Origin of the sequence: Enterobacter cloacae (assembly GCF_011078175.1) — a bacterium.
Taxonomy (GTDB): Bacteria; Pseudomonadota; Gammaproteobacteria; order Enterobacterales; family Enterobacteriaceae; genus Enterobacter; species Enterobacter cloacae_Q.
In genome coordinates this window covers 208,513-231,947 of sequence record NZ_JAALCJ010000001.1, presented here as the reverse complement: position 1 = coordinate 231,947, position 23,435 = coordinate 208,513, and the positions used below count along the sequence as shown (strand labels likewise).

The following is a 23,435-nucleotide window of genomic DNA, read 5'->3' as shown; positions in this document are numbered from 1 at the left end:
GGTTTTCATCCCTGAGGGGGCAACATGATCAAACTCTATGGCGTACCCGGCTGGGGGTCGGCAATCAGTGAAGTGATGCTGACTTTGGCAGACATCCCGTATCAGTTCGTCAACGTGGACGGGTTTGACCAGCCCGGCCCGCAGCGCGAATTGCTGTTGAAACTGAACCCGCTGTGCCAGGTGCCGACGCTGGAGCTGGAAAACGGGGCGATCGTGACGGAAAGCGCGGCGATCGCCCTTATGGTGCTCGACAGACGTCCCGATCTCGCGCCGCCCGTCGGGCAGGCCGAGCGCCAGCAGTTTCAGCGTCTGCTCATCTGGTTTGTGGCAAACGTCTATCCCACGTTTACGTATGCAGACTACCCCGAACGCTGGGTGCCTGATGCCCCGGAACAGCTGAAGAAAAACTGCATTGAGTACCGAAAATCGCTCTATCTGTGGTTCGACAGCCAGCTCATCGCCTCGCCTTTTGCGTTTGGCCAACAGCTGACGCTGCTTGACGTCTATATCGCCGTCGCACGTACCTGGGGGCCACGTCATGAGTGGTTTGCCACCAACACGCCAAACATTACCGCCGTCGCGGATGCCGTCTGCGCGCTGCCGGAACTGCACAAGGTGCTAAAAGCTAACGATATAATCTGATAACGTGGAACGCTCACCTGTAAATGGAGGCCTGTACATGCCACACGTTGATATTAAATGTTTTCCGCGCGATCTTACTGACGAACAAAAAACGGCTCTGGCGGCGGATATCGCCGAAGCGATCGCCCGTCACCTGAACAGCAAAGATCGCTCAATCTCCGTGGCGCTTCAGGAGGTTCAGGAAGCTGACTGGAAGGCGCAGGTCTGGGATACCGAGATCGGCCCGAAACTGGATGAACTGATTAAGAAGCCAGGCTATTCGATGTAACTTGCCTGCCGGGTGGTGCAATATCACCCGGCGCTCTCCGCTTTTATTCCCTTTCGCAAAAATCGATAATAAAAACCATCACTATTCCGCTACAATTCATCCTTCCGAGCAATATTCGTTAAATCAGCAGGTAAGCACTGCAACTGCACCAGATTAAGTACAAATTAGTAAAAGGATAATTTTTTCCATGACAAAATTACCTCAGTTTTCACTCGCCTTTATTCATCCCCGTTACTGGCTCAGCTGGGCAGGCATTGCCGCGCTCTGGTGCACGGTTCAGCTTCCGTACCCGCTGCTGTTGAAAACAGGTCACGGGCTTGGGCGTCTGGCCATGCGTCTGCTTCTACGCCGCGTGGACATTGCCAGACGTAACCTTGAACTTTGTTTTCCGGAGATGAACGAGGATGAGCGCGAGCGACTGCTTGAGCGTAATTTTGAATCGGTTGGAATGGGCGTCATCGAAACGGGGATTGCGTGGTTCTGGCCCGACTGGCGCGTGCGGAAACACTTTAGCGTGACCGGCTACGAACATATGGAACAGGCGCGGGCGCAAGGAAGGGGCGTGGTGCTCATTGGCATGCATTTTCTCACGCTGGAATTAGGCGCACGCATCTTTGGCATGCTCAACGCGGGTATTGGTGTGTATCGTCCCAACAATAATGCGTTGCTCGACTGGCTGCAAACGCGCGGTCGTCTGCGTTCCAATAAAACCATGCTTGACCGCTATGACCTGAAGGGCATGATCCGCGCGCTGAAGCAAAACGAGATCCTGTGGTATGCCCCGGACCACGACTATGGCAAAACGAATAGCGTGTTTGTGCCGTTTTTTGCCGTCCCGGACGCCGCGACAACCGCCGGGAGCTACATGCTGGTAAAAAGTGCCAGACCGGCCGTGATCCCGTTTGTACCGCGCAGAAAAGCAGACGGCACAGGGTATGAGCTGATTATTCTGGAAGATATTAGCGATACCTTGCAGGGGGGCGACAAAGCGTCGGTGGCCACGCAAATGAACAGAGCGATTGAGCGCGCCGTGATGATGGCGCCCGAGCAATATATGTGGCTGCATCGCCGGTTCAAAACCCGCCCCGAAGGCCAGCCGGACCGGTATAAACGCAAAAAACAGGTCGCGTCTACTGCAAGAACCTTATCTGCCAGCGATATGTCGGACCGGTCGAGTATCCAGCAGTAGTCCGTCAGGGCGGATGCCGGTGCGCTCCGCCCTTTATAAATCCGCCCGCGCTGGATAGAATTACCGCATCCATATTGACGGGATGCCCCACATGACCGGAAGAGTCGATTATCATCTGGAAAAATACCTTCTCACCGAAGCCGGCGAGCCGGAACGTCTGACGCGCCAGTGGGCCGAAGTGATGAGTGAGTGTCATGATCAGAAATCCGGGGCAGAAGAGCGGCTGCGTCTCGCGCTGCTGAACGTGGATTATGTGACCAGCTTTGAGCTTCCCTTCCGGTTACTTCTAACCCGTGCACCGCAGCTGATTGATGGCATCAGAAATGAGTTTCAGCTCAGTCAAAAAAATGTTCTGTTCAACGGCAAGCGGTTTGGCTGCGTCTACAGCCTGAAACGGGATTTGAACGGCATTCCCGATGCGTTTTCCTATCACCTGAAGACCCGTATTCAGCGAATCGATGCGTCAGGCGGATCGGAAGTGCCTTACCGGCAAATCGCTCAGCAGGTGAAAGCCCCCCGCGAGCGCCTCCAGCTGGCGCTGGAACAGGGGCTTGCGGTCACCGCGCTTGACGGGCTTTTCTGGTTTGGCCTCCAGCGCATAGCCGCCGACGTGCAGCGGTTGAGGAAGACCGGGATGAGAATAGTGACGTCCGATACGGAGGTGTTCGACACCCTTACCGGAACAACACGGCGCATTCCGGTTTATCGTCTTGAGGACGCTGCCGCTACTTAGCCTGGAGCAAGATCGCCAGCAGCCCCGGAAAGCGGGCGTCCAAATCCTCTCTTCTCAGTGAGATCATATTCTCTCGCCCCTGCGGGCGCTGCCAGATCACGCCGCTGTCGCGCAGCACGCGCCAGTGGTGAGTCATAGTTGATTTCACCACCTCTTCCGGGCGCAGCGCGTTACAGCTCAGTTCGCTGCCGTCGGCCAGCCTGCGAATAATCGCTAATCGAAGCGGATTACCGAGGGCGAACAGCACATTTTCCAGCACTATTTGTTCAGGTTCCGGGTGGTTTGGGATCATCGTTTTCCTGCGTCTCGCGTGAGATTGAGCTATATCAACAATAGGTCAACCGTTAAAAAATAGTTCGATAATACTCGTACAATGGGACTATTATAACAAACGAACGAACACGCGACCATCCCGGTCGTCACACACCAGTCATGAAGACTTAAGGAAATATCATGCCCCGACCCATTCCACTCGAACGTTATCGCAACATCGGTATCTCCGCGCATATCGATGCGGGCAAAACAACCACCACTGAGCGAATCCTGTTTTACACCGGGATGAGCCACAAGCTGGGTGAAGTACACGATGGCGCGGCAACCACCGACTGGATGGCGCAGGAGCAGGAGCGCGGGATCACCATTACGTCGGCGGCGGTAAGCTGTTTCTGGCCCGGTATGGACAGAGGCTTTGAACCGCATCGCATTAATATTATCGACACCCCCGGGCACGTGGATTTTACCATTGAGGTGGAACGTTCCATGCGTGTGCTCGACGGCGCGGTGATGGTCTATGACTCCGTCGGTGGCGTGCAGCCGCAGTCGGAAACCGTCTGGCGTCAGGCGAATAAATATCACGTCCCGCGGCTGGCATTCGTCAACAAAATGGACCGCCCGGGCGCGGATTTCTTCCGCGTGGTGCGGATGATGCAGGAGCGGCTGAAAGCCAATCCGGTCCCGATTGTGATCCCCGTGGGGGCAGAAGAACACTTCACCGGCGTGGTGGATCTCATCAGGATGCGCACCATTGTGTGGGATGATGCGACGCAGGGCATGGCGTTTAGCTATGCGCCAGTGCCTGACGATCTGCTGAGCACCGCCCGTACGTGGCGAGAAAAAATGGTCTCGTCTGCGGCAGAGGCCAGCGATGAGCTTATGGATAAGTACCTTGAGACGGGCGAACTGGATGAAGCGGAAATCATCCAGGGGCTGCGGATCCGGACTATCTCCGGTGAAATACAGCCCATGCTGTGCGGCAGCGCTTTCAAGAACAAGGGCGTGCAGCGCATGCTCGACGCGGTAATTGAATTGATGCCGTCTCCGCTAGACGTGCCCGCTATTGATGGGGTTGACGAAGACGGGCAGCACGCTGAACGCCACCCAAGCGATGATGAACCGTTCTCGGCGCTGGCCTTCAAGCTGATGAGCGATCCGTACGTCGGCCAGCTGACCTTTATCCGCGTCTATTCCGGCATACTGCGCAAAGGCGACGCGGTGTACAACCCGGTGAAGGGCAAGAAAGAGCGTATCGGGCGCATCGTGCTGATGCATGCCAACGATCGCCATGAGGTGGACGAGCTGCGCGCAGGGGATATCGCAGCCTGTGTCGGGCTGAAAGACGTCACCACTGGTGACACGCTGACTGACCCGAATGCGGTGATCACCCTTGAACGGATGGAGTTCCCGGACCCGGTTATTTCACTGGCGATTGAGCCGAAAACCAAGGCCGATCAGGAGAAAATGGGGATCGCCCTACAGCGCCTGGCGGCGGAGGATCCGTCGTTCCGCCTGCACACGGACGAAGAGTCCGGTCAGACGATTATCTCCGGGATGGGAGAGCTGCATCTGGAAATTATCGTCGACCGCATGAAGCGCGAGTTTGGCGTTGAGGCGAACATTGGTCGTCCGCAGGTCACCTACCGTGAAACCCTGCGTAAAGCGGTGAAGGATATTGAAGGTAAATTTGTCCGACAGTCCGGCGGGAAAGGGCAGTACGGTCATGTGGTCCTGAGCCTTGAGCCGTTAGCCGCCGGAAGTGGTTTCGTATTTGAAGATGCCACGAAAGGCGGGGTAGTGCCGCGGGAGTACATCCCGTCGGTGGAAAAAGGCTTGCGAGAAGCCATGAATACGGGGGTGCTGGCGGGCTATCCGGTTGTCGATGTGAAAGCGACCCTGACGTTTGGTTCCTACCATGACGTTGACTCCTCGGAGATGGCCTTCCGCATGGCGGCGATCCTCGGCTTCAAAGAGGGCGCACGGCGGGCGGACCCGGTGATTCTCGAGCCGGTCATGCACGTTGAGGTGGAAACGCCGGAAGAGTATGCCGGGAACATTATGGGCGATCTCTCCTCCCGTCGCGGCCTGGTGCAGGGGATGGCAGAGCAGTACGGCAGCCAGATTATTCGCGCTGACGTCCCGCTGGCTGAGATGTTTGGCTACGCCACCACGCTGCGCTCGATGTCCCAGGGACGCGCGACGTATACGATGGAATTCAATCATTTTGCGGAAGCGCCGCGGAATGTGGCGGATGAGATCATTGCGAAGCGTGTGAAGTAATAAAAAGCCCTCTTCCTGAGGAAGAGGGCTTTTCTTATTTGAGGTGCGTTAATCCAGCGCCTTCACCATTTTCCCGCTCGCGACAAACGTGCCCGCCCCCAGATGATGCAGCGTATTCAGCTTATCCCCGTCAAACTGCCAGCGTCCGGCGACAAATGCGCGCTCATCTGCCGCGGCGGAAACGACCTCCCCAAACAGGGTGTCATATTTTTCTGCCGCAGAAGTGACAGGTAATAACCGACACTCCATCCACGCCAGACATTTATCTTCTATAACCGGCAGGCCAAGTTCAGGACCATAAATGACCGGGATACCGTAGCAGTTAAATTTATCCTCGTCGCGCCCGCTGACGCTTCCGACCGCCCAGGTCCAGTTGGCTGCCGTCACCCCGGGGATCACAATGCCGAATTTCCCGCTGCGCTCGATCAGCTCCCGTGACCACGCGCTTTTGTCTACCACAATCGCGATACGCGGGGGTTCAAATTCCACCGGCATAGACCATGCGGCGGCCATGACGTTGCGGCGATCGATGGTCTCATCCCGGCTGGTGATGAGCACGGTTGGACCGTGATTCAGAAGACGACTGGCATGACGTAATTCAACAGGGCGAAAGTGGTTCATAGGATCTCCTCATGTACACGATGAGTATGACGAAAAAGCACTTTTGCGCATATGCATAAGGGAAAATAGTTTATAAACAGGGGATATCACATTCTGGAGCAAATCATGTCCCCATTTCTGAGTGCTTATTTCGCCCGCACGGGCTGGCAGCGGCCCGTACAGGTTGATATCGATACCCTGCGGGAGCTGCATTTACACCATAACTGCGCGATCCCTTTCGAAAATATCGACGTCGTTTTGCCGCGGGAAATCCATCTGGACGACGGGTGTCTGGTGGATAAACTGGTCACCGCGCGGCGGGGGGGATATTGCTTCGAGCAAAACGGCCTGTTTGAGCGGGTGTTGCGCGAAGTCGGGTTTACGGTGCGCAGCGTGCTGGGGCGGGTCGTGCTGGCTAATCCGTCGCAGATGCCGCCACGCACGCACCGGTTGCTGCTGGTTGAGCTGTACGGCGAGCGCTGGATCGCCGATGTGGGATTTGGTGGACAAACGCTGACGGCGCCGATTCGTTTGCTCGCCAACGAGGAGCAGGAAACCCCGCACGGGAGTTATCGTTTGCTGAGCGAGGGTAACGACTGGGTGCTGCAATTCCGCCATCACGAGCACTGGCAGTCGATGTACCATTTCGACCTGACGACCCAGTACTTTAACGATTACGTGATGGGAAATTTCTGGTCGGCGCACTGGCCGCAGTCCCATTTTCGTCATCATCTCCTGATGTGCCGCCATCTGCCTGAAGGGGGCAAGCTGACGCTGACCAACTTTAATTTCACCCACTGGCAGAATGGTCATGTGGAGGAGCAGATCCATTTGCCGGATGCGGAGGCGCTATATCAACTGATGCAGGAGCGATTTGGCCTGGGCGTTGACGACCCGAAGCACGGCTTCACCCTGGCCGAGCTGTCGGCCGTGATGGCAGGGTTTGATACGCATCCGCAGGCAGGGAAATAGCCCGGCGGCGGTTTCGCCTCACCGGGCCTATGGAGGTGTGAACACAGGCCGGGTAAGGCGTAGCCGCCACCCGACAAAATCAACGGCGCGATCTCACTACCTGATACCGACGGGTGAAGTACTCAAACGGCGCGCTCCACACGTGCACCAGTCGGGTGAACGGGAAGATAAGGAAGATCGTCATCCCCAGCACCAGATGTACGCGGAAGATTGGCGCGACGCCGCTCAGCATCTCCGACGAGCCGCCCCTGAACGTCACGATCCCCTGCGCCCAGCCGACCAGCTTCATCATCTCGCTTCCGTCAGGATACTGGGCGGAGAAAGGAATGGTCGACAGCCCAAGGATGCACTGAAGCAGCAGGATACTCATGATGATAATATCCGGCGTGGTGGATGTGGCACGCACCCGCTGGTTGAACAGGCGGCGGATCAGCAGCATCGAGCCGCCAATCAGCGTCAGCACCCCGCAAATGCCCCCCGCAATCATGGCTAACTGCTGTTTAACCGCGATGGGTAAAAACCAGGCGTACATCCAGTGCGGGGTTAACATGCCGAACAGGTGCCCGAAGAAGATCCCCAGAATGCCGATATGAAACAGGTTTGAGGCCCAGTTCATCCCGCGTTTGCTGAGCATCTGGCTCGACGAGGCGCGCCACGTGTACTGCCCGTAGTCGTAGCGCAACCAGCTGCCGAGGAAAAATACGGTGGCGCAGATGTAGGGATAAATGTCGTAGAAAAACACGTTCAGGTAATGTGTCATTTTGGGCCTCCGGCGCTGACGTCCACGTACTGGGGCGCGACGTCCTGGCTAAAGCGTCGTTGATATTGCTGCATCGGCGAGCTGTCGCACGATGTGGCGTTGTCTTCGATAAATTTCACCTGTTCCTCTTCCCACACGGCGTCCAGCGCCTGACGGGTATCATCCCGTTTTTCACCGGATACCTGCTTCGCCACGCTGTCGCTGGAAAGGCGCGTTCCGGCCAGCGTCAGCAGGGCGTCAAACAGCTGGTAATGCGCTACCTCACGCTGTTTCAGCCGGCCGCCAATCAGCGCCAGGATCGGCGCGACGTTTTGCAGCCCTTCACGCGCCTCGTCGTCGCTGACAATACTGAGATATTCCAGATAGAGCGGCAGATAGTCTGGTAGCTCGCGGCAGTCAAGCTGGAGGCCCGCTTTCTCATACTGACTCATGAGATCGACCATCGCCTGACCGCGATCGCGGGACTCTGCGTGAACGTGCTCGAACAGCAATAGCGACGTTGCGCGCCCCCGCTCGAAGACTTCACACCATTCGGCCTGCTTATCCAGCAGCGGGGCGCTCAGGTGCTGCTGCGCAAACGGCAGCAGCATGGGCGCGCCCTGTTCCACCAGGGAAAGCGCTTCTTCACGGTTTTCCCACAGCAGCTCATCGGGATACTCAATCAGCAGTGCGATGATTTTGAGGATTTGCATTACTCTCCCTCCCCATGATCGCGCACTTCGGTGATGTTGATCGCGTCGATGCGGCTGCTGTTGAAGAGGTTGAATTTGGTGTCGGAGCCGTGGCAGCCGTCGCCAAAGGTGAAGCCGCAGCCGTTTTTCTCCGGGAAGGCGTCGCGCGCCATTTCGCGGTGGCTGGTCGGGATCACGAAGCGATCTTCGTAATTGGCAATGGCCAGATAACGATACATCTCTTCAACCTGCGCTTCGGTCAGGCCCACTTCTTCAATGGCGCGGGTATCGGTCACGCCTTCCACGGTCTGGGAACGTTTGTAATGGCGCATCGCCATCATGCGCTTAAGGGCGCGCAGCACCGGCCCGGTATCGCCCGCGCTGAGCATGTTGGCCAGATACTGCACTGGAATACGCAGGCTTTCCACGGCAGGCAGAACGCCGTCGCTCTGCGGGAGACCACCCGCGTCCGCGTAGGACTGAATCGGTGACAGCGGCGGCACGTACCACACCATTGGCAGGGTGCGGTATTCCGGGTGTAGCGGCAGGGCGAGCTTCCAGTCCATCGCCATTTTGTAAACCGGGGAACGCTGCGCCGCGTCGATGACGTTCTGTGGAATACCTTGCTTCAGCGCTTCCTCAATCACCGCCGGATCGTTCGGGTTGAGGAATACGTCGCACTGGCGCTCGTACAGGTCGGTCTCATGCTCGGTGCTGGCTGCCTCCTCGATACGGTCCGCATCGTACAGCAGCACCCCGAGATAGCGGATGCGTCCGACGCAGGTTTCCGAGCAGACGGTCGGCTGACCGGACTCGATACGCGGGTAGCAGAAGATGCATTTTTCTGATTTGCCGCTTTTCCAGTTGAAATAGATTTTCTTGTACGGGCAGCCGCTGATGCACAGACGCCAGCCGCGGCATTTGTCCTGGTCGATCAGCACAATGCCGTCCTCTTCACGCTTATAAATTGCACCGCTCGGGCAGGTGGCGACGCAGCTCGGGTTCAGGCAGTGTTCGCACAGGCGCGGCAGATACATCATGAAGGTGTTTTCGAACTGGCCGTACATCTCTTTCTGGATCTTCTGGAAGTTGCGGTCGCGGGCGCGTTTTTCGAACTCGCCGCCCAGCAGCTCCTCCCAGTTTGGTCCCCAGACGATTTTGTCCATTCGCTTACCGTCAATCAGCGAGCGGGGGCGGGCGGTAGGAAGATGATCCCCCTCCGGCGCGCGGTGCAGATCCTGATAGTCAAAGGTGAAGGGTTCATAGTAATCGTCAATCTGCGGCAAAACAGGGTTGGCGAAAATCTTCGACAGGACGCCCATTTTGCCGCCGAGGCGCGGGGTCAACTTGCCGTGAATACCGCGGATCCAGCCGCCTTGCCACTCATCCTGATCTTCCCAGTTTTTCGGATAGCCGATGCCCGGTTTGGTTTCGACGTTATTAAACCACGCGTACTCCATCCCTTCGCGCCCGGTCCAGACGTTTTTACAGGTGACCGAGCAGGTGTGGCAGCCAATGCATTTATCGAGATTCAGAACCATGCCAACCTGTGAGCGTATTTTCATTTTTTCGCCTCCTGTACCTGATCCCGACCTTCGCCGTCCAGCCAGTTAATGTTTTTCATTTTACGGATCATGATGAACTCATCGCGGTTCGAGCCGACGGTGCCGTAATAGTTGAAACTGTACGCCAGCTGCGCGTAGCCGCCGATCATGTGGGTCGGTTTCGGGCAGACGCGGGTGACCGAGTTGTGGATCCCGCCGCGCCGTCCGGTCACTTCTGACCCCGGAATGTTCAGAATGCGCTCCTGAGCGTGGTACATCATGGTCATGCCCGGCGGAACGCGCTGGCTGACCACCGCGCGGGCGGTGAGGGCGCCGTTGGCGTTAAAGGCTTCTATCCAGTCGTTGTCCTCAATGCCCAGTTCGCGCGCGTCTGTTTCGCTGATCCAGACGATTGGCCCCCCGCGCGACAGGGTTTGCATCAGCAGGTTTTCGCTGTAGGTGGAGTGAATGCCCCATTTCTGGTGCGGCGTCAGGAAGTTAAGCGCTTTTTCCGGGAAGCCGTTCGGCGGGATTTCGCGCATATGGGTGACGCTGCGGGTGTCAATCGGTGGACGATAGGCCACCAGACTCTCCCCAAAGGCGCGCATCCAGGCATGATCCTGATACAGCTGCTGGCGGCCCGAAATCGTGCGCCACGGGATCAGCTCGTGAACGTTGGTATAGCCTGCGTTATAGGAGACGTGCTCGCTCTCAAGGCCGGACCACGTCGGGCTGGAGATAATTTTTCGCGGCTGCGCCTGAATATCGCGGAAGCGGATTTTCTCGTCTTCTTTATTCAGCGCCAGATGAGTGTGATCGCGCCCGGTCAGTTCGCCGAGGGCTTCCCAGGCTTTGACCGCGACCTGACCGTTAGTTTCCGGCGCAAGAGCGAGGATCACCTCTGAAGCGTCAATGGCGGTCTCGATGCGCGGACGGCCTTTCGCCGGGCCGTCAGGCTTGACGTAGTTGAGCTTGCCGAGGAAATCGACCTCATTCTGGGTGTTCCACGATATGCCTTTTCCGCCGTTGCCGAGCTTGTCCAGCAGCGGCCCAAGGGCCGTAAAACGCTCGTAGGTTTCCGGATAGTTACGCTCGACCACGGCGATGTTCGGTGCCGTTTTGCCGGGGATCAGATCGCACTCGCCTTTGCGCCAGTCCAGAATATCAAAAGGCTGCGACAGCTCCCCCGGGGAGTCATGCTGTAGCGGCTGTAGCACCACGTCAGTTTCGGTGCCGAGATGCCCGACGCACACTTCAGAGAACACTTTGGCGATGCCCTTGTAGATCTCCCAGTCGCTGCGGGACTCCCATGCCGGGTCAACGGCAGCGGAAAGTGGGTGAATAAACGGATGCATGTCCGAGGTATTCATATCGTCTTTTTCATACCAGGTTGCGGTCGGGAGAACGATATCGGAGAACAGGCAGGTGCTGGACATGCGGAAATCAAGCGTCACCAGCAGATCCAGCTTGCCCTCAATGGCGGCGGTTTGCCATTCGACCTCTTCAGGCTTCACGTCGTCCGTTGAACCCAAATCTTCACCCTGAATGCCGCTCTCGGTGCCGAGCAGGTATTTCAGCATGTACTCATGGCCTTTCCCGGATGAGCCAAGCAGGTTAGAACGCCAGACAAACAGGTTGCGCGGGTGGTTCTTGCCGTTGTCCGGCTGTTCGCAGGCGAAGCGAATATCACCCGATTTTAACGCCTGAACGGTATAGTCCTGCGGCGACATCCCGGCGGCGTCGGCGCGGGCTTTCACGTGCAGCGGATTCAGGTTGAGCTGTGGGGCCGAGGGGAGCCAGCCCATGCGCTCGGCGCGCACGTTGAAATCAATCAGGTGTCCGGTGAATTTCGTCGCGTCTGCAAGGGGAGAAAGCAATTCCTGCGCGGTCAGCTTCTCATAGCGCCACTGGCTGGCGTGATTGTAGAAGTATGACGTGCTGTTCATCTGGCGCGGCGGGCGGTTCCAGTCCAGCGCGAAGGCCAGCGGCAGCCAGCCAGTTTGCGGCCGCAGCTTCTCCTGGCCCACATAGTGGGACCAGCCGCCACCGCTCTGCCCGACGCAGCCGCAGAAGACCAGCATGTTGATCATCCCGCGGTAGTTCATGTCCATGTGGTACCAGTGGTTCACACCCGCACCGAGGATAATCATCGAGCGACCGTGGGTTTTATGCGCCGTGTCGGCAAACTCGCGGGCGATTTTTTCAATCAGGTACGCGGGCACGCCGGTAATTTGTTCGCCCCAGGCCGGAGTATAGGCTTTTATCTCGGCGTAATTTAACGCAGCGTTGCTGTCTTCAAGCCCGCGATCGAGGCCGTAGTTCGCCAGCACCAGATCATACACGCTGACCACTCGTCTCTGGCTGCCGTCAGCCAGCGTCAGGGTTTTACTCGGTACGCGGCGCGTCAGCACCGGCTCCTGCTTCACGCTGCGGAAATGCGGGTTCTCGTTACCGCCGAAGTACGGGAAGGCGACGTCCGCCACGCTGTCGTGGGTGATGAGCAGAGACAGCGTAAGCTCGGTTTGCTGACCCGCAGCCAGCGGCTCCAGGTTCCATTTGCCTTTTTCACCCCAGCGGAAGCCGATGGAACCGTTCGGCGCCACAAGATTCCCGGCGACGTCGAAGGCGATGGTTTTCCACTCCGGATTGTTAGTTTCACCCAGTCCGTCGGCCAGATCCGATGCGCGCAACATGCGACCCGGCACCACGCGACCGTCAGCCTGTTCATCCAGCAGGACCAGCATCGGCATGTCGGTGTAGCGGCGGCAATAGTTGAGGAAGTAATCGCTCGGGTTATCAAGGTGGAACTCTTTAAGGATCACGTGGCCCATCGCCATGGCAAGGGCGCTGTCGGTACCCTGTTTGGGGGCCAGCCACTGGTCGCTGAGCTTCGCCACCTCCGAGAAGTCCGGCGTAATGGCAACGGTCTTGGTGCCCTTGTAACGCACTTCGGTAAAGAAGTGGGCGTCCGGGGTGCGCGTTTGCGGCACGTTCGAGCCCCAGGCAATGATATAGCTGGAGTTGTACCAGTCGGCGGACTCGGGCACGTCGGTCTGCTCGCCCCAGGTCATCGGCGATGCAGGAGGCAGATCGCAGTACCAGTCATAGAAGCTCAGGCAGGTGCCGCCGAGCAGGGAGAGATAGCGTGTACCGGCGGCATAAGAGACCATCGACATGGCCGGAATGGGCGAAAAACCGGCCACGCGATCCGGACCGTAATGTTTAATGGTCCAGACGTTGGCGGCGGCAATCAGCTGGTTTAGCTCTTTCCAGCTTGAGCGGATAAATCCGCCTTTACCGCGCGCCTTTCTGTAGCTCTGTGCTTTTTGAGGATCGTTCTGAATGGCGTCCCATGCCAGCACCGGATCGGTATGCTGCGCCAGCGCCTCGCGCCAGAGTTCAATTAGCCTGCGGCGCACCAGCGGGTACTTGAGACGGTTGGCGCTGTAAAGATACCAGGAGTAGCTCGCGCCACGCGGGCAGCCGCGCGGTTCGTGGTTGGGCAGGTCAGGGCGGGTGCGTGGGTAGTCGGTCTGTTGGGTTTCCCAGGTCACCAGACCATTTTTGACATAAATCTTCCAGCTACAGGAACCGGTGCAGTTAACGCCGTGGGTAGATCGTACAATTTTGTCGAATTGCCAGCGCTGACGGTAGCTGTCCTCCCAGTCGCGGTTGGTGTGATACACCTGCCCGTGCCCCTCGGCGAAACTGTCGCCTTTTGTTTTGAAATAACGGAAGCGGTCCAACAGTTTGCTCATGACATTTCTCCTGCTTCGATAGCATGGCCAGAGGGTGAGTCATCACGCGCTGGCGAAAATGTAGTTATTATTTTTGTGAGGATTTGCGGCCGTACACCAGTCAGGTGACGAGCACGCAGACGATGTAAAAAACGAGAAAGACTTTCATGGCGCCCACCGGAGAACCGGTCATCGCCAGTGAGGTGCCAAAGGCTTTGGGAATAAAGAATCCGCCCACTGCACCGATGGCAGAGATAAAGCCCAGCGCGGCAGCCGTTTCGGTCACTGCTTCATGCTGCGCCTGTTCGTCGCTCCCGCCCTGTTTTTTCACGCGGTCGAGGGTGATTTGACGGAAGATGATCGCGATCATCTGAAAGGTCGAGCCGCTGCCCAGGCCTGCGGTCAGAAACAGGCCCATAAAGACCAGATAGAAGGCGATAAAGCTGCCTGAACCTGACCCGGGGAGCGTCAGGAATATCAGGGCGCTAAAGATGGCCATAAAAACGAAGTTGATCAGCGTGACGCGCACGCCGCCCAGCCGGTCAGAAATCATCCCGCCAGCTGAACGCGCCAGGGCGCCAATTAGCGGACCGAAAAAGGCGAGGTGAAGGATGTTAACGTCCGGAAACTGGGTTTTCGACAGCATGGCAAAGCCTGCCGAGAAACCGATAAACGAGCCGAAGGTTGCTAGATAAAGCAGGCTCAGCAGCCAGAGATGAAAGCGCTTAAGCACCGGAAGCTGGCTGGCAATGGATGCTTTCGAGCTGGCGATGTCGTTCATGCCAAAAAACGCCGCAATGGTGGCCAGAATCAGCAGCGGCGCCCAGATCCATGCCGCGTTCGCCAGCCACATCGTCGAGCCATCTTCCTGCGGTACGCCATGTACGCCAAGGAAGGTAAACATCGGCAGGAAAATCACCAGCGGCGCAACCAGCTGCATCACGCTCACGCCCAGGTTACCCAGCCCGCCGTTAATGCCCAGCGCGCTGCCCTGTCTGGCTTTCGGGAAGAAGAAGCTGATGTTGCCCATGCTGGAAGCAAAGTTGGCGCCGGCAAAACCGCACAGCAGCGCGATGATGATGAAGATCCAGTAAGGCGTGGCGGTATTCTGGATGGCGATCCCAAGCCAGACACAGGGTACGACCAGGATAACGGTGCTTAACACGGTCCAGTAACGTCCGCCAAATATCGGCACCATAAAAGAGTAGGGGACGCGCAATATCGCACCGGAGAGAGAAGGTAATGCCGTTAGCATAAAAAGCTGATCGGTGCTGAAATTAAATCCGACCTTATTAAGATTTACCGCAATAGCGCTAAACAACATCCAGACACAAAACGCGAGAAGCAAACACGCCACGGAAATCCACAGGTTTCTTCGTGCGATATGTTTTCCTTTATTCTCCCAAAATTGCGCGTTTTCCGGTTTCCAGTTACTCAACAGATGCTGATTACTCTTCTCGCTTTGATGTGACATATCACCCTCTTGCTTACCAAAATGGAGAGAAAAAAGAAGTAAAAACAGAAAGATACCTGTCGGTGGTTTGTAGAAATTTTTGGATATTATGGGATACATCTGAAAGGATAGATAAAAAAGCGAATCCCTGAGTTTGGAATGGGAATCAGGGTTCGCTTTATGTGTTACTAATTGTAACGATTCGCGGAAATTAATACCCCGAGGGGAGTATTAATTCAATTCGAGGGAGATAAGTTTATCCAGATGCTTATTAAATGCCGCGTCGTCCATTTCAGGCATATTTAAGACGTATATGCCGTCCAGCCCGCATACCAGGCCGATCAATCGCCAGGCGATATTTTCAGGCTGGTCAGAAAGCGTAAAAGCGTTGGCCTCTGCCCCGGCACGGATAATCGCGACCGTCTCCTGGTGCCACATCTCCATTGTCAAAATGTAAGCGCCTTTGATGTCGCTATCACGGCTGGCAAGAATTTGCGCCTCCCGCCACAGTCGAATGTAGGGTTCAAACCCGCCGTCATCGCTACCGAGCATAGCATGCAGGCGCTCGCGCCATCCGGCGTTTTCGCCCACGATTTCAGCATCAAGCAAATCGCGGATCAGCCGCACAAACGCCAGGGATTTAAGCTCGCCCGCAGACGCAAAGTGATGGTGAACCTGCCCGGTAGCGACCCCCGCTTCGGTGGCGATACGGCGCACGGTCATCGCTGTTAATCCTTCCGTCAGCGCCACGCGCATCGCGGCCTGTAAAATTTCTTCCCGCCGTTCGTCCTTGCTCAGATAACGCATATTCTCTCACTCTCAATGGCAACGAAACGAGTGTAACAAAGAGCTGGACAAGTGTTCAACTTTAAGTAGGATCGCAATCTGGACATGTGTCCAGTTTTTAAGTAATAAGGAAATTTATGTTTCGTCAGTGGTTAGCGTTAGTGATTATCGTACTGGTGTATATCCCGGTGGCGATTGACGCGACGGTGCTGCACGTGGCGGCGCCAACATTGAGCATGACGCTGGGTGCCAGCGGCAACCAATTGCTGTGGATTATTGATATCTACTCTCTGGTGATGGCGGGGATGGTGCTGCCGATGGGCGCGCTGGGCGATCGCATTGGTTTCAAGCGCCTGCTGACGATCGGCAGCGTGCTGTTTGGCCTGTCATCGTTAGCGGCGGCTTTTGCGCCGTCCGCTGGCTGGCTGATAGTTGCCCGCGCATCGCTGGCAATTGGTGCAGCGATGATCATCCCTGCTACGCTTGCAGGGATCCGCACCCTGTTTATTGACGCGCGGCGACGTAATATCGCCCTTGGCGTCTGGGCGGCTGTTGGTTCGGGCGGTGCGGCGTTTGGCCCGCTGATTGGCGGCATGTTGCTGGAACACTTTTACTGGGGATCGGTATTCCTGATTAACGTGCCGATCGTGCTAGTCGTGGTTTTGCTTGCTGCGCGCTTTGTGCCTGCTCAGCAGGGGCGTCCGGAGCAGCCACTCAATATCAGCCATGCCATCATGCTGATTGTCGCCATTTTACTGCTGGTTTATAGCGCTAAAACTGCCCTGAAAGGGACGCTGTCGCCGTGGATGGTAGCCTGTACGCTACTTACCGGTGCGGTGATGTTGTTTATCTTCGTTCGAATCCAACTGCGTGCAAACGTACCAATGATCGACATGCGTCTGTTTTGTCATCGCATCATTTTAAGCGGCGTGGTAATGGCCATGACCGCCATGATTGCGCTGGTGGGATTTGAACTGCTGATGGCGCAGGAATTGCAGTTCGTGCATGGTTTTACGCCGTTTGAAGCAGGGATATTTATGCTGCCGGTGATGGTGGCGAGCGGATTTAGCGGGCCGATCGCTGGCGTACTGGTCGGACGTCTTGGGCTGCGCATTGTCGCAGCCGGAGGCATGGGGTTAAGCGCGCTCAGCTTTATCGGCCTGTCGACGCTCGATTTCAGCACCCAACAGTGGCAGGCGTGGAGCCTGATGGTGCTGCTGGGCTTCAGTGCCGCCAGCGCACTGCTGGCATCGACGTCAGCGATCATGGCCGCCGCACCGAAAGAGAAAGCGGCCGCCGCAGGCGCGATCGAAACTATGTCCTATGAGCTGGGTGCCGGTCTGGGGATCGCCATTTTCGGTTTGTTGCTAACACGCAGCTTTTCGGCGTCGATTGTACTGCCGCAGGGGATGAGCGCGTCGCTTGCCGATAAAGCCTCATCGTCAATCGGTGAGGCGATGAAGGTTGCGCAAGAGTTGACGCCGACGCTGGCCGAGTCATTGATAACGGCGGCGAAAACCGCGTTCATCACCTCGCACAGCGTGGCCCTGAGCAGCGCGGGAGGCATGCTGCTGATCCTGGCTGTGGGTATCTGGTTTAGTCTGGCGAAGGTGGGAGGGCAGCAGTAAAAAAAAGGCCAGCCGCGAGGGCTGGCCTTTTAAATTAACAAATCTTAGAACTGGTAGGTCAGACCCACTGCCACGATGTTGTCGGTAGCCACTTTGGCATCTTTAGTGAACTGGCTGTCGTCAACCAGGTTGATTTTGTAATCAACGTAGGTGGACATGTTTTTGTTGAAGTAGTAGCTTGCGCCAACGTCAACGTATTCCACCAGGTCCTGGTCGCCATAAGAACCGATGTCTTTACCTTTGGATTTCAGGTAAGCGATGGATGGACGCAGACCGAAGTCGAACTGGTACTGAGCCACAACTTCGAAGTTCTGCGCTTTGTTCGCAACGTGACCGTTACCGAACGCCGTCATATTGCGGGTTTCAGAGTAGGTGGTTGCCAGGTAGATGTTGTTCGCATCGTACTTCAGGCCAGCAGCCCAGACTTCTGCGTTTTCGCCACCGGCGTTCAGGTTGCTTGCTGCACGAACCTGGCGGTCGGTACGGTCAGATTTCGCGTAGGTCGCACCCACACCGAAGCCGTCGAATTCATAGGTAGAAGAGAGACCCCAGCCGTCACCGTTGGATTCGGTGATGTCGTTACGGTCGTTTTTACCCTGGTACTGAGCAGCCACGTTCAGGCCGTCAACCAGACCAAAGAAGTCGGTGTTACGGTAGGTTGCAACGCCAGTGGTGCGGCCGGTCATGAAGCCGTCAGTCTGCGTCCAGGTATCGCCACCGAACTCTGGCAGAACGTCAGTCCATGCGCCGATGTCATAAGCAACACCGTAGTTACGACCGTAGTCGAAAGAACCGAACTCATCGAATTTCAGACCAGCGTAGGCCAGACGCGTTTTGTTGCCGTCAGAACCTTCGGCTTCAGAGCGGTTGCCCTTGAACTCATATTCCCACTGGCCGTAGCCGGTCAGCCGATCGTTGATCTGCGTTTCACCTTTAAAGCCCAGACGAACATACGTTTTGTCGCCGTCGCTACCAGCGTCATCAGAAAAATAGTGCAGACCCGTAACTTTGCCGTACAGATCCAGTTTGTTACCGTCTTTGTTAAAAACTTCAGCCGCGTTAACTACGCCAGCCGCCATCAGGGAAGTCACTGCCACTGCAACTAATTTAAGTTTCATCTTAATTAATCCTTATAATTTTATTTAGGTATTTCCTAAGCCACCTGAACGATTTTTAAACGAGGCTTATCGTCAATGGCAGACTATTTTTAGAATTCCATAGTCTGCTTTCAATAATAAGTTTCAAAATATTTAAAAAAATTTCAATTAATGTGACCTTGATCCGAAAAATTGCCCGTACAGGGCCCAGCCAGATTAATATATATACATATAATGATTATTAAATAGTCGGAATAATATGGCTGTATATAGTTTTATGGGGTTTTAGTTTTTCAACGAAATTAACACGTGTTGGCGCAGAACGGGAAAGGGAAGTGCGCAATAATCTCTTTCAAAACAGTTTGTTAGTTGTTTGGCGGCCAGAAAAGGTCTTACTTTGGACAGAAATAATCAGAAATAAACTATTGCATATCGTGCTATATAGTTCGGAAGTATTGCGGGTGAATTAATTACCTTGGTTGTCAGTTTGTGTCAATTTTCGCAACGAGCTGGCTTTTCAATTGCACTCTATACGGAAACATAAACCCAAACGAATGTTATAAGTTTTATTCTTGAATGTGATCACGCATTAAAATACTGTTAAATTCCTGACGGCATATTCCGTGCCGGCAGGAATAACGCGATTATTTGCGGGTGGCGTACCAGCACAACAACGATCCGGCACAGACCATTATCGCCCCTTGCCAGAATGAAAATGAAAGCGGGGAGTTGAGTAAAAATGCGGCCAGTGCGGCGGAAAGAACGGGAGTGAAATAGGAGACAGCCGCAAGCACCGTCACGTTACCGTGGAGAATACCAATATTCCATGCGGCGTAGCCAAAGCCAAGGGCAACACCGCACATTAATAGTTTCAACACGACCGGCACGCTGAACATCATGTCGGGCTGATCGCTCACGGCATATTTAATCCACAGGCTCAGGGCAGTCAGCAGCACGAACAGGGTAATGCCATTTTGCCCTTGGGCATACTTGCTGGTGACGGTGCAGTAGGCGGCCCAGATAAAAGCGCCAGCAAACGCCAGCCCATAACTTAGCGGACTGGAAACGACGTTCTGCATGATATCATTCAGTTGCAGACCGTTTTCGCCACCTAAAACCCAGCACACCCCCAACAGCGAGATGAGAAGCCCGGGGATCACCCACAGGGTGGTTTTTTGCCCGTTAAACAAAATCGCGAACGCAATCGTCAGGCTTGGCCACAGATAATTGACCATACCCACTTCAATCGCCTGTGAGCGCGTTGCGGCATATCCCAGCGACAGGGCCAGGCACATTTCATAGCTGACGAACAGGATGCTGCCCGCAATGAGATAGCGCGTGGAAAAACGCCGAAGATCCGGAAAACCTACCGTCACCAGACACAATAGCCCGCTGACGGTGTAAATCATCGTCGCGCCGCCCACCGGGCCCAGTCCTTCACTGACGCTGCGGATAAGACCCACCATGGTGCTCCACAGCATTATGGCCGCCAGGCCTGTCAGCGTTGCTCTTTTTCTGTCCATTACCCTGCCAGTCTTCTAAAAATCAAAGGGAAAACTTATAGCATCTATTTACTTCACCTGGCGAATTTTCAGAGAGCCTATTAACCCGAAAGGATTAACAAATCGTACGGGCAGTGACTATTAAGGGGGCGAAGTCTGGCGACCTTGATTTGACGCAAAAAAAACAGGGGCTTTGCTGTTAGTTTGCGGCGCGAAGTCTTATCAGATAACGAGGACAGCAATGGACGTCAGCCGCAGACAATTTTTTAAAATCTGCGCGGGCGGTATGGCCGGAACAACAGCCGCAATGCTGGGATTCGCTCCCAAAATGGCGCTGGCTCAGGCACGCAACTATAAACTGCTGCGCGCGAAAGAGATCCGTAACACCTGCACATACTGCTCCGTGGGTTGTGGGCTATTAATGTATAGCCTGGGGGATGGCGCAAAGAACGCCAAAGAAGCGATTTATCATATTGAAGGGGATCCGGATCATCCGGTGAGCCGCGGGGCGCTTTGCCCGAAAGGGGCGGGGCTGCTGGACTACGTTCACAGTGAAAACCGCCTGCGCTATCCGGAATATCGTGCGCCGGGTTCCGACAAATGGCAGCGCATCTCCTGGGACGAGGCGTTCTCCCGAATCGCAAAACTGATGAAAGCGGATCGCGACGCCAATTTTATTGAGAAGAACGAGCAGGGCATCACGGTAAACCGCTGGACCTCCACCGGGATGCTGTGCGCGTCCGCGGCAAGTAATGAAACCGGCATGCTGACGCAGAAGTTTGTGCGCTCCCTCGGCATGCTGGCAGTTGATAACCAGGCGCGCGTCTGACACGGACCAACGGTAGCAAGTCTTGCTCCAACATTTGGTCGCGGTGCGATGACCAACCACTGGGTTGATATCAAAAACGCTAACGTCGTGGTAGTGATGGGCGGTAACGCCGCTGAAGCCCATCCGGTGGGATTCCGCTGGGCGATGGAAGCGAAAAACAACAACGATGCGACGCTCATCGTCGTCGATCCGCGCTTTACGCGTACGGCATCGGTGGCTGATATTTATGCGCCGATCCGCTCCGGTACGGACATTACGTTCCTTTCCGGCGTACTGTTGTACCTGATCGAAAACAATAAGATCAACGCGGAATATGTTAAGCACTACACCAACGCCAGCCTGCTGGTGCGGGAAGATTTCGCCTTTGAAGATGGCCTGTTCAGCGGCTATGACGCGGAAAAACGTCAGTACGATAAATCGTCCTGGAACTATCAGTTCGACGAAAACGGCTACGCAAAACGCGATGAGACCCTGAGCGATCCCCGCTGCGTGTGGAACTTGCTGAAGCAGCACGTTTCCCGCTATACGCCGGACGTGGTGGAAAACATCTGCGGTACGCCAAAAGCGGACTTCCTGAAAGTGTGTGACGTGCTGGCCTCCACCAGCGCCGCCGACAGAACCACTACATTCCTGTACGCGCTGGGCTGGACGCAGCATACTGTGGGCGCACAGAACATTCGCACCATGGCGATGATCCAGCTGCTGCTCGGCAACATGGGGATGGCCGGTGGCGGCGTGAACGCCCTGCGCGGACACTCTAACATTCAGGGCTTAACCGACCTCGGCCTGTTGTCGACGAGCCTGCCGGGTTACCTGACCCTGCCGTCCGAGAAGCAGACCGACTGGCAAAGCTGGCTTGACGCTAACACGCCAAAGGCGACGCGTCCGGACCAGGTGAACTACTGGAGTAACTATCCGAAGTTTGCCGTCAGCCTGATGAAATCGTTCTACGGCGACGCGGCGCAGAAAGAGAATGACTGGGGCTTTGAGTGGTTGCCGAAATGGGACCAGGCTTACGATGTCATCAAGTATTTCAACATGATGGATAAGGGCGACGTCACGGGGTATATCTGCCAGGGCTTTAACCCGGTGGCATCATTCCCGGATAAAAACAAGGTCGTTCGCAGCCTGAGCAAGCTGAAGTACATGGTGGTTATCGATCCGCTGGTCACCGAAACGTCTACGTTCTGGCAGAACCACGGTGAATCGAACGATGTCGATCCGGCAGCGATCCAGACCGAGGTGTTCCGCCTGCCATCGACCTGCTTTGCGGAAGAGGACGGTTCTATTGCCAACTCTGGCCGCTGGCTACAGTGGCACTGGAAAGGTCAGGATGCGCCGGGCGAAGCGCGTAATGACGGCGAAATTCTGGCGGGCATTTACCATCGTCTGCGCGAGATGTACCGCACAGAAGGCGGCAAAGGCGCTGAGCCGCTGCTGAAGATGAGCTGGAACTACAAGCAGCCGGATCGTCCAGAGTCCGAAGAGGTGGCAAAAGAGAACAACGGCGTGGCGCTGGCCGACCTGTACGATGCCAACGGCAATCTGGTGGCGAAGAAGGGCCAGCTGCTGAACAGCTTTGCGCTGCTGCGTGACGACGGAACCACGGCCTCTTCCTGCTGGATCTACGCCGGCAGCTGGACGGAGCAGGGTAACCAGATGGCCAACCGCGATAACGCCGATCCGTCAGGCCTGGGTAACACCCTGGGCTGGGCATGGGCGTGGCCGTTGAACCGCCGCGTACTGTACAACCGTGCCTCCGCAGACGTAAACGGTAAGCCGTGGGATCCAAAACGCATGCTGATCGAGTGGAACGGCTCGAAGTGGACGGGGAACGATATCCCGGACTTCAACACCGCCGCGCCGGGCAGCAACACCGGGCCGTTTATCATGCAGCCGGAAGGGCTGGGACGTCTGTTTGCCATCGATAAACTGGCGGAAGGGCCGTTCCCGGAACACTACGAGCCGATGGAAACGCCGCTGGGGACCAACCCGCTGCACCCGAACGTGGTGTCCAGCCCGGTGGTGCGCATTTATGAAGACGACGTGCTGCGTTTAGGTAAAAAGGACAAATTCCCTTATGTGGGAACCACCTACCGCCTGACCGAGCATTTCCATACCTGGACCAAGCACGCGCGGCTTAACGCCATCGCGCAGCCTGAACAGTTTGTGGAGATAAGCGAAACGCTGGCGAAGGCGAAGGGCATTGCCAATGGCGATCGCGTGAAGGTCAGCAGCAAGCGCGGCTTTATTCGCGCGGTAGCGGTGGTTACCCGTCGTCTGCAAACGCTGAATGTGCATGGCCAGCAGGTGGAAACCGTCGGCATACCGCTGCACTGGGGGTTTGAAGGGGTGGCGCAGAAAGGCTACATCGCTAATACCCTGACGCCAAACGTCGGCGATTCCAACTCGCAAACGCCGGAGTACAAAGCGTTTCTGGTCAACATCGAGAAAGCGTAAGGAGCGATTAA

Annotated in this window: 18 protein-coding genes; 8 read left to right on the top strand and 10 right to left on the bottom strand. The window is 56.0% G+C overall.

Annotated elements, in window-relative coordinates:
- Positions 1–24: 24 nt before the first annotated feature.
- From G6Q29_RS01120 to G6Q29_RS01105, 4 genes are all read left to right on the top strand, one after another.
- On the top strand, positions 25–642 hold the full coding sequence (locus G6Q29_RS01120; RefSeq protein ID WP_165464204.1) for a glutathione S-transferase family protein: 618 nt from the start codon (positions 25–27) through the stop codon (positions 640–642).
- A gap of 37 nt (positions 643–679) precedes the next feature.
- On the top strand, positions 680–910 hold the full coding sequence (gene pptA, locus G6Q29_RS01115) for a tautomerase PptA (RefSeq protein WP_003857012.1): 231 nt from the start codon (positions 680–682) through the stop codon (positions 908–910).
- A gap of 187 nt (positions 911–1,097) precedes the next feature.
- Positions 1,098–2,099 (top strand): Kdo(2)-lipid IV(A) acyltransferase, encoded by a 1,002-nt coding sequence (locus G6Q29_RS01110; protein WP_165464203.1) that lies wholly within the window; start codon positions 1,098–1,100, stop codon positions 2,097–2,099.
- A gap of 91 nt (positions 2,100–2,190) precedes the next feature.
- Positions 2,191–2,832, top strand: coding sequence for a DNA-binding protein (locus tag G6Q29_RS01105; RefSeq protein ID WP_165464202.1), 642 nt, complete (start codon positions 2,191–2,193; stop codon positions 2,830–2,832).
- Here the strand turns inward: G6Q29_RS01105 and G6Q29_RS01100 are convergent.
- Positions 2,825–3,124 carry an ArsR/SmtB family transcription factor gene (locus tag G6Q29_RS01100; RefSeq protein WP_000612740.1) on the bottom strand — a complete coding sequence of 100 codons (300 nt, stop codon included), beginning with the start codon at positions 3,122–3,124 and terminating at the stop codon, positions 2,825–2,827. The genes G6Q29_RS01105 and G6Q29_RS01100 overlap by 8 nt on opposite strands.
- 161 nt (positions 3,125–3,285) lie before the next feature.
- Here G6Q29_RS01100 and fusA point away from each other — a divergent pair, with 161 nt between their 5' ends.
- Positions 3,286–5,385, top strand: a complete 2,100-nt coding sequence (gene fusA, locus G6Q29_RS01095) for an elongation factor G (protein ID WP_165464201.1) — start codon at positions 3,286–3,288, stop codon at positions 5,383–5,385.
- 48 nt (positions 5,386–5,433) lie between these two features.
- On the opposite strand, the gene G6Q29_RS01090 is transcribed toward fusA, so the two are convergent.
- On the bottom strand, positions 5,434–6,006 hold the full coding sequence (locus G6Q29_RS01090) for a flavin reductase family protein (RefSeq protein ID WP_165464200.1): 573 nt from the start codon (positions 6,004–6,006) through the stop codon (positions 5,434–5,436).
- Positions 6,007–6,111: 105 nt separating this feature from the next.
- On the opposite strand from G6Q29_RS01090, the gene nhoA reads away from it, so the two are divergent.
- A complete protein-coding gene (nhoA, locus tag G6Q29_RS01085) occupies positions 6,112–6,957 on the top strand; it encodes an N-hydroxyarylamine O-acetyltransferase (RefSeq protein WP_165464199.1) in 846 nt (281 codons plus the stop codon).
- A 79-nt stretch (positions 6,958–7,036) separates the two neighbouring features.
- On the opposite strand, the gene narI is transcribed toward nhoA, so the two are convergent.
- From narI to G6Q29_RS01055, 6 genes are all read right to left on the bottom strand, one after another.
- Complete coding sequence (gene narI / locus G6Q29_RS01080; RefSeq protein WP_165464198.1) at positions 7,037–7,717, bottom strand: respiratory nitrate reductase subunit gamma; 681 nt, start codon at positions 7,715–7,717, stop codon at positions 7,037–7,039.
- The gene (gene narW / locus G6Q29_RS01075; protein WP_165464197.1) at positions 7,714–8,409 is read right to left on the bottom strand and encodes a nitrate reductase molybdenum cofactor assembly chaperone; all 696 of its coding nucleotides are present in this window, start codon (positions 8,407–8,409) and stop codon (positions 7,714–7,716) included. The genes narI and narW overlap by 4 nt, the downstream gene beginning before the upstream one ends.
- Positions 8,409–9,953: a nitrate reductase subunit beta gene (gene narH, locus G6Q29_RS01070; protein WP_003857031.1), complete on the bottom strand. Its 1,545-nt coding sequence runs from the start codon at positions 9,951–9,953 to the stop codon at positions 8,409–8,411. The genes narW and narH overlap by 1 nt, the downstream gene beginning before the upstream one ends.
- A complete protein-coding gene (locus tag G6Q29_RS01065) occupies positions 9,950–13,690 on the bottom strand; it encodes a nitrate reductase subunit alpha (protein WP_165464196.1) in 3,741 nt (1,246 codons plus the stop codon). Before G6Q29_RS01065 ends, narH begins: the two co-directional genes overlap by 4 nt.
- A gap of 100 nt (positions 13,691–13,790) precedes the next feature.
- The gene (locus G6Q29_RS01060) at positions 13,791–15,143 is read right to left on the bottom strand and encodes a NarK family nitrate/nitrite MFS transporter (RefSeq protein ID WP_165464195.1); all 1,353 of its coding nucleotides are present in this window, start codon (positions 15,141–15,143) and stop codon (positions 13,791–13,793) included.
- 210 nt (positions 15,144–15,353) lie between these two features.
- Positions 15,354–15,929: a TetR family transcriptional regulator gene (locus G6Q29_RS01055; protein ID WP_165464194.1), complete on the bottom strand. Its 576-nt coding sequence runs from the start codon at positions 15,927–15,929 to the stop codon at positions 15,354–15,356.
- A gap of 116 nt (positions 15,930–16,045) precedes the next feature.
- Between G6Q29_RS01055 and G6Q29_RS01050 the strand changes: the two genes are divergently transcribed.
- Positions 16,046–17,536: an MFS transporter gene (locus tag G6Q29_RS01050; RefSeq protein ID WP_165464193.1), complete on the top strand. Its 1,491-nt coding sequence runs from the start codon at positions 16,046–16,048 to the stop codon at positions 17,534–17,536.
- Positions 17,537–17,580: 44 nt separating this feature from the next.
- Here G6Q29_RS01050 and ompC read toward each other — a convergent pair whose 3' ends face one another.
- Together ompC and yddG are read right to left on the bottom strand one after the other, a co-directional pair.
- Complete coding sequence (ompC, locus tag G6Q29_RS01045; protein WP_165464192.1) at positions 17,581–18,654, bottom strand: porin OmpC; 1,074 nt, start codon at positions 18,652–18,654, stop codon at positions 17,581–17,583.
- Between the two features lie 623 nt (positions 18,655–19,277).
- Positions 19,278–20,156, bottom strand: a complete 879-nt coding sequence (yddG, locus tag G6Q29_RS01040; RefSeq protein ID WP_165464191.1) for an aromatic amino acid DMT transporter YddG — start codon at positions 20,154–20,156, stop codon at positions 19,278–19,280.
- Between the two features lie 220 nt (positions 20,157–20,376).
- Here yddG and fdnG point away from each other — a divergent pair, with 220 nt between their 5' ends.
- Positions 20,377–23,424 (top strand): formate dehydrogenase-N subunit alpha, encoded by a 3,048-nt coding sequence (gene fdnG / locus G6Q29_RS01035; RefSeq protein ID WP_165464190.1) that lies wholly within the window; start codon positions 20,377–20,379, stop codon positions 23,422–23,424.
- Positions 23,425–23,435 lie beyond the last annotated feature (11 nt).